At 72.6% G+C, this 6,567-nt stretch carries 5 protein-coding genes; all 5 read left to right on the forward strand.

The window, feature by feature from the left end; all coding sequences use genetic code 11:
- Positions 1-45: 45 nt before the first annotated feature.
- Complete coding sequence (locus ACH34W_RS18935) at positions 46-2,724, forward strand: sugar-binding protein (protein ID WP_395962222.1); 2,679 nt, start codon at positions 46-48, stop codon at positions 2,722-2,724.
- A 134-nt stretch (positions 2,725-2,858) separates the two neighbouring features.
- Entirely contained in the window at positions 2,859-3,857 is a 999-nt protein-coding gene (locus ACH34W_RS18940) for a Gfo/Idh/MocA family oxidoreductase (RefSeq protein WP_395962223.1), read from the forward strand.
- Positions 3,854-4,735 (forward strand): TIM barrel protein, encoded by an 882-nt coding sequence (locus ACH34W_RS18945; protein WP_395962224.1) that lies wholly within the window; start codon positions 3,854-3,856, stop codon positions 4,733-4,735. The genes ACH34W_RS18940 and ACH34W_RS18945 overlap by 4 nt, the downstream gene beginning before the upstream one ends.
- On the forward strand, positions 4,732-5,739 hold the full coding sequence (iolC, locus tag ACH34W_RS18950) for a 5-dehydro-2-deoxygluconokinase (RefSeq protein WP_395962225.1): 1,008 nt from the start codon (positions 4,732-4,734) through the stop codon (positions 5,737-5,739). Before ACH34W_RS18945 ends, iolC begins: the two co-directional genes overlap by 4 nt.
- A partial coding sequence (locus ACH34W_RS18955) for an aldolase (RefSeq protein ID WP_395962226.1) occupies positions 5,736-6,567 on the forward strand: 832 nt, incomplete at its 3' end. The genes iolC and ACH34W_RS18955, both read left to right, overlap by 4 nt.

Consider the following 6,567-nt stretch of genomic DNA (forward strand, 5'->3'; position numbering starts at 1 on the left):
TCCGGCGGGCCTCGGACGGCAGGACAACCGAACATAGGAGACTTCATGCGAAGACTCGTCCTACCCGCCGTTCTGTCCGCCGCGCTCGCGGCCTCGGCCATCGCCATGGCCGCGCCGCCCGCGTCGGCGGGGGCGGCACCTCCGGCCGGCAAGGGGGGCCTGGACGTGCTGTTCGTCGGCGCTCATCCCGACGATGAGGCGGGCGCGCTCTCGACCTTCGGCCAGTGGAACGAGTTCGGCAACGCCAAGACCGGCGTCCTCACCGTCACCCGCGGCGAGGGCGGCGGGAACGCCTCCGGAAACGAGGAGGGGCCGCCGCTCGGCCTGCTGCGCGAGAAGGAGGAGCGCGACGCGGTCGGCAAGGCGGGTGTCACCGACGTCCACTACCTGGACAAAGTCGACTTCTACTACACGGTGAGCGCGCCGCTCACCGCCGACACCTGGGACCATGACAAGGCGCTCGAGAAGATCGTCCGGCTGGTCCGCGAGACGCGGCCCAAGGTCATCGTGACCATGGAGCCCGCGCCGCTGCCCGGCCAGCACGGCAACCACCAGGAAGCGGCACGGCTGGCGACCGAGGCGTACTTCGCCGCGGCCGACCCGAGCGCCTACTCCTCCCAGCTCGGCAAGGAAGGGCTGCGAGCCTGGGCTCCCGGACGGCTGTTCGGCACGGGCGGCGCGTCCGGGCCGACCGGGGCCGCGTGCGCCAAGGACCTCACCCCCGCCGCCCAGGGCGCGCTCTCCTATGGCGTCTGGGGCGGCCGCGCGTCCGCCCGCAACGGCGGCAAGACGTGGGCGCAGATCGAACGCGAGGCGCAGCGGTTGTTTGTGAGCCAGGGCTGGGGCGGCTTCCCCGACGTTCCGTCCGACCCAGCCAAGATCGGTTGTGACTACTTCACGCAGATCCACAGCCGGGTGCCTCTGACGCTCGGCAACAACGACCCGGCCGCGATGCTGGAAGGCGCGCTGACACCCGTGAAGGGCGGCCTTCCGCTCGGGAGCCGGTTCTACCTGACGACCGAGTCGTACGGCGTGACGGCGGGCCGGGCGTTCAAGGTGACCGCGCACGCCGGCTCGCCCAAGGCCCTGCGCGGCGCGAAGGCCGCGCTGTCGGTGCCGTCAGGCTGGACGGTCACGGGTTCGGGTGACCTCGGGACGGTCGGGTCGAAGGAGCGCACCACGGTGTTCACCGTCACGCCGCCGGCCGGTGCCGGGAACGGGCGCGTGAGTCTCGCGGCGACCCTCACCGCCGGGAAGGCCACGGGCCAGACGGCGACGGTGGCCGAGGTGCGGCCGGCCGTCACCGGCGTCCAGGAACCGCTGCCGCGCGTCGCGGACTTCGACGCCTGGGCGGGGAAGACGGGTGTTCCGGCCCTCACCGGCAGGGTGAAGCGGGTGCTCACGCTCGCCTCCGGCGCGTCCCGCAAGGTGCGCGTGGACCTGACCAACACGACCGCGTCCGCCCAGAAGGGAACGGTCCAACTCGACCTGCCGGAGGGCTTCGCTGCCGACTCCGCCACCAAGCCGTACGAGCTGGCGGCCGGAGCGAAGGGCTCGGCGACCTTCACCGTCACCAACACCGACGCCTCCCTGCCCACCTCCAACCAGGGCGGCACCAACGGCGACTACGACATGACCATCACCACGACCTCCGGTTCCGGCACCGACGTGCAGAAGGGCGGCTTGGAACTCGTTCCGGCCGCCGAACTGCCGAAGGCCTCGTCCGCCCCGGCGGTGGACGGCAAGGAGGCGCCCGGCGAGTACCCGGGCAAGGAGCTTGACCTGTCGCGCCTCTGGGAGGGGACGGTCTGCGAGTCGGCGGCCGACTGCTCGGCCACCGGCAAGGTGACCTGGACCGACGACGCGCTCAACGTCCTGGTCAAGGTCCGCGACGACAAGCCCGGCACGACCCTCGGCGCCGACGACTGCAAGCGGCACTGGCGCACCGACTCCGTCGAGATCGCCATCGACCCGCGCGGCGACTCCGAGAACACCTCCACCACGTTCAAGACCGGCATCTTCCCCCGCATGTCCGACGGCAAGCCGTGCTTCGAGCGCGACGCCGACGCCCATCAGGGCGGGCCGGAGACCGCGCCCGGCATGCAGGTCGCCTCGACGGTGAACGAGCCGTACGACGGTTACACGATCGAGGCGAAGATCCCGTTCAAGGTCCTGCCGAGCGCCGTGGACCCGGAGCGGATGGGCCTGAACATCTTCGTGTACGACTCCGACACCCAGGACAAGATCGGCCAGACCCGGATCGGCTGGTCCACGTGGGGCGGCGTGCAAGGCGACCCGTACCGCTGGGGTCTGGTCTCGCTGCCAGGCCACACCCCGCCGTCCGGCATGCCGACCACGCCTCCGCCGCCGGTGATGCCGACGGACGCGGCCACCTCGGTGAACTCGCCCGAGTCCATCATCCAGTCGGCCCGCACGGGGATCCCGCTGGCCGCGGGCCCGGCCGCCCCGCCGTCGGACACGGCGCGCATCTCCGGGAAGCCGGTCGTCTCCGGCGGATCGGTGACGTTCAAGCTGTACGCCACGGGGCCAGGTACCGCGTACGTCCACGTGTGGGACGGCAAGGTCCTCGGCACCACGAAGGTCACCGTCACAGGCGCGGGCACCAGGACTGTGACCGTGCCGGGCACGAGCGGCGTCCTGGCCGTCGCCTTCGAGGCCAAGAAGGGCGGGACGGCGAGCAGTGTGGCCCGGCTGTCCGGCTGACGGCCGTTCCACGGAAGAGATGACACCGCACAAGAGATGACACCGCACAAGAGATGACACACCGCCGCGCCGAGCCCCGGGCTCGGCGCGGCGGTGACAGAACCGGAGTGGACGCGGGAATTGGGGAGGGCGGTATGAGGATCGGGCTGGCAGGGGTCGGACGGATCGGTGCCGGGCACGCCGAGACGCTGCGGGGTCTCACCGAGGTCGAAGAGGTCGTGGTCGCCGACGCCGACCCGGGACGGGCGCGCGAGGTGGCGGGCAAGCTGGGCGTCCGCTCGGTGGACGAGGTCGACGCGCTGCTCACGGCAGGGCTGGACGGTCTGGTCGTCGCCACGCCGACCGCCGCGCACGCACCGCTGGTGATCGCCGCCGCGGCGGCGGGGGTCGCTGTGTTCGTGGAGAAACCGGTCGCTCCGGACATAGATGGAACGCTCCAAGTTCTGGCCGCGATCCGCGGGTCCGGCGTGCCCGTCCAGGTCGGCTTCCAGCGGCGCTTCGACCGCGGCCACCTCGCCGCGCGGGAGGCGGTGCGGTCCGGGCGGCTCGGCCGTGTGCACACGGTGCGCGCGTGCACGCTCGATCCCGTTCCGCCGCCGGACGCCTACATCCCCACCTCGGGCGGGTTGTTCCGCGACTGCTCCGTGCACGACTTCGACGGCGTCCGGTTCGTCACGGGCCGGGAGGTCGTCGAGGTGAGCGCGACCGGGGCGAACCGGGGCTCTCCGGTGTTCGCCGAGTCCGGCGACGTCGACACCGGTGCCGCAGTGCTCACCCTGGACGACGGCACCCTCGCGGTCGTTTCCGCGACCCGCTACAACGCCGCAGGCTACGACGTCCGGCTGGAGGTGCTCGGCTTCCGCGGCAGCGTCGTCGCCGGGCTGGACGACCGGACGCCGCTGACCTCGGCTGGCGACGGGTTCCATCCGGCGGGGCCGCCGCACACCGCGTTCCTTGACCGGTTCGCCGAGGCCTACGAGGCCGAGCTGCGCGCATTCGTCGACGTCGTGGCGGGACGCACGGACAACCCGTGCCCGCCCGAGGAGGGATTGGAGGCGTTCTACGTGGCCGAGGCATGTGAGATCTCCCGGCGCGAGAAGCGCACCATCACGATCGAGGAGGTCCGCAGGTGACCCGCGCCGTCCCCGCCGGCCGCGTGGCGGCGGCCCCGATCTCGTGGGGTGTCTGCGAGGTGCCGGGCTGGGGCCACCAGCTCGATGCCGGACGGGTGCTCGCCGAGATGCGTGACCTGGGCGTCATCGCGACCGAGTTCGGTCCCGACGGGTTCCTGCCCGCGGGGCCGGGCGAACGGTCCGCGCTGCTCGGCCTGCACGGGCTGCGGCCGATCGGTGGCTTCGTCCCGCTCGTCCTGCACGACCCCGACCGCGACCCGCTGCCGGACGCCGCGCGTGCGCTCGAGGCGTTCGGAGACACCCCTGGGACGGTCGTGCTCGCCGCCGTCACAGGCCTGGACGGCTACGACGAGCGGCCCGCACTCGGTGCGCGGCACTGGACGGCCCTGATCGGCAACCTCGGCCGCGTGGCCGCCCACGCCGCCGAGCGGGGCCACCGGGCCGTGCTGCACCCCCACGTCGGAACGGTCGTCGAACGACGCGAGGAGGTCGACCGAGTGCTCAACGGCTCGGACGTCCCGCTCTGCCTGGACACCGGCCATCTGCTCATCGGCGGCACCGATCCGCTGAGCCTGGCGCGTACGGCGGCCGACCGGATCGCCCACGTCCACCTCAAGGACGTCGATGCCGCGCTGGCCGAGGCGGTACGGGCCGGGCGCACCGGTTACACCGAGGCGGTGCGGCGGGGGATCTACCGCCCGCTCGGCCGGGGCGACATCGACATCACCGGCATCATCGACGCCCTCGAGGGCGCGGGCTACGACGGCTGGTACGTCCTGGAGCAGGACACCGTCCTGACCGCGGAGCCCGCGCCGGACGCCGGGCCGTCCGAGGACGTCCGCGCGAGCCTGGCGTTTCTCAGAGGCGAGGCGGCGTGAGCGAGCGAGGCGACGGCAAGGCGCACGACGTCATCACCATGGGACGGGTCAGCGTGGACCTCTACCCGCTGCAGGTGGGGGTTCCTCTGGACGAGGTCGAGTCGTTCGGCAAGTACCTCGGTGGGAGCCCGACCAACGTGGCGGTGGCCGCGGCGCGGTACGGGCACCGGACCGCCGTGATCACGCGGACGGGCGCCGACCCGTTCGGGCGGTTCGTCCACCGGGCGCTGGGGGAGTACGGCGTGGACGACCGGTTCGTCACCGACGTCCCGGGCCTGCCGACGCCGCTGGCGTTCTGCGAGATGTTCCCACCCGACCATTTCCCGCTGTACTTCTACCGCTATCCGAAGGCGCCCGACCTGGAGATCTACCCGAACGAGCTGGACCTGGACGCGATCGGGAAGGCGCGGATCTTCTGGGCCACGGTCACTGGGCTGGCGCGGGAGCCCAGCCACGAGGCGACGCTTGACGCGCTGGCGGCGCAGCCGGGCACGACCGTGCTGGACCTGGACTGGCGGCCGATGTTCTGGGAGTCGCCCGAGCAGGCGCGGGCGCGGATCGGGAAGGCCCTGGAGCACGCGACCGTGGCGGTAGGCAACCTGGAGGAGTGCGAGGTCGCGGTCGGCGAGCGGGAACCGCGTGCCGCCGCCCGCGCCCTGCTGGACAGGGGCGTGTCCATGGCGATCGTCAAGCAGGGCCCGCGTGGCGTCCTGGCGGCCACCCCGGACACGATGGTGGAGGTCCCGCCCACGCCGGTGAAGGTCGTCAACGGGCTCGGTGCCGGTGACGCGTTCGGCGGGGCCGTCTGCCACGGCCTGCTGCTGGGCTGGGACCTCGAACGGCTCGTCGGCTTCGCCGGCGCCGCCGGGGCGATCGTCGCCTCGCGGCTGTCGTGCGCGGACGCCATGCCGACGTCGGCCGAGGTCGAGGCCATGCTCGCGGGAGAGCCCACGACCGGAGACATCGAGAACACCGAGAACATCGAGAAGAAAGCCATCCGATGAGCACGAGCACGTTCGCCGAACGCCTTGCCGCCCTGGCCGAGACGAGGGCGGTGCGGCCGGAGGCCGTCGCGGAGGCCGCGGCCAGGCGCACCCGGTTCGAGGGGGTGTCACGCGACCGGCTGATGATCATCGCCGCCGACCATCCGGCGCGCGGGGCGCTGCGCGCCGGGACCGACCCGCTGGCGATGGGCAACCGCGGTGACCTCCTCGAACGGATCTGTGTCGCGCTGGCCAGGCCCGGCGTGCACGGCGTCCTCGGCACCCCCGACATCATCGAGGACCTCCTGCTGCTCGGCGCGCTGGAGGGCAAGCTCGTCTTCGGCTCGATGAACCGCGGCGGCCTCGCCGGCGCCTCGTTCGAGATCGACGACCGGTTCACCGCCTACACTGCGCCGGCGATCGCGGCCGCCGGTCTGGACGGCGGCAAGATGTTGCTGCGCGTTGAGCCGGACGACCCCGCGACCGCCCGCACGCTGGAGTCCTGCGCGCACGCGGTCACGGGCCTTGCCGAACGCGGGCTGACGGCGATGGTCGAGCCGTTCATGTCGACCCGGAGCGGCGGCAAGGTCACCAACGTGCTGACACCCGAGGCCATGATCCGAGCGGTGTCGATCGCCTCCGGGCTCGGCTCCACCTCCGCGCGCACCTGGCTGAAGGTCCCGGTCGTGGACCGGATGGAGGAGGTCATGGCGGCCTCGACACTGCCCGCCCTCCTGCTCGGCGGCGAGGTGCCCGACGATCCGGACGCCGCGCTGGCCGGCTGGCAGAAGGCGCTCGCGCTGCCCACCGTCCGCGGCCTGGTCATCGGCCGGAGCTTGCTTTACCCGC

The sequence above is a fragment of the Actinomadura sp. 6N118 genome (assembly GCF_044326415.1).
Lineage (GTDB): Bacteria > Actinomycetota > Actinomycetes > Streptosporangiales > Streptosporangiaceae > Spirillospora.

Coding starts and splice junctions, on each gene's coding strand:
- ACH34W_RS18940 (WP_395962223.1), top strand. CDS start 2,859: ATGAGGATCGGGCTGGCAGGGGTCGGACGGATCGGTGCCGGGCACGCC.
- ACH34W_RS18935 (WP_395962222.1), top strand. CDS start 46: ATGCGAAGACTCGTCCTACCCGCCGTTCTGTCCGCCGCGCTCGCGGCC.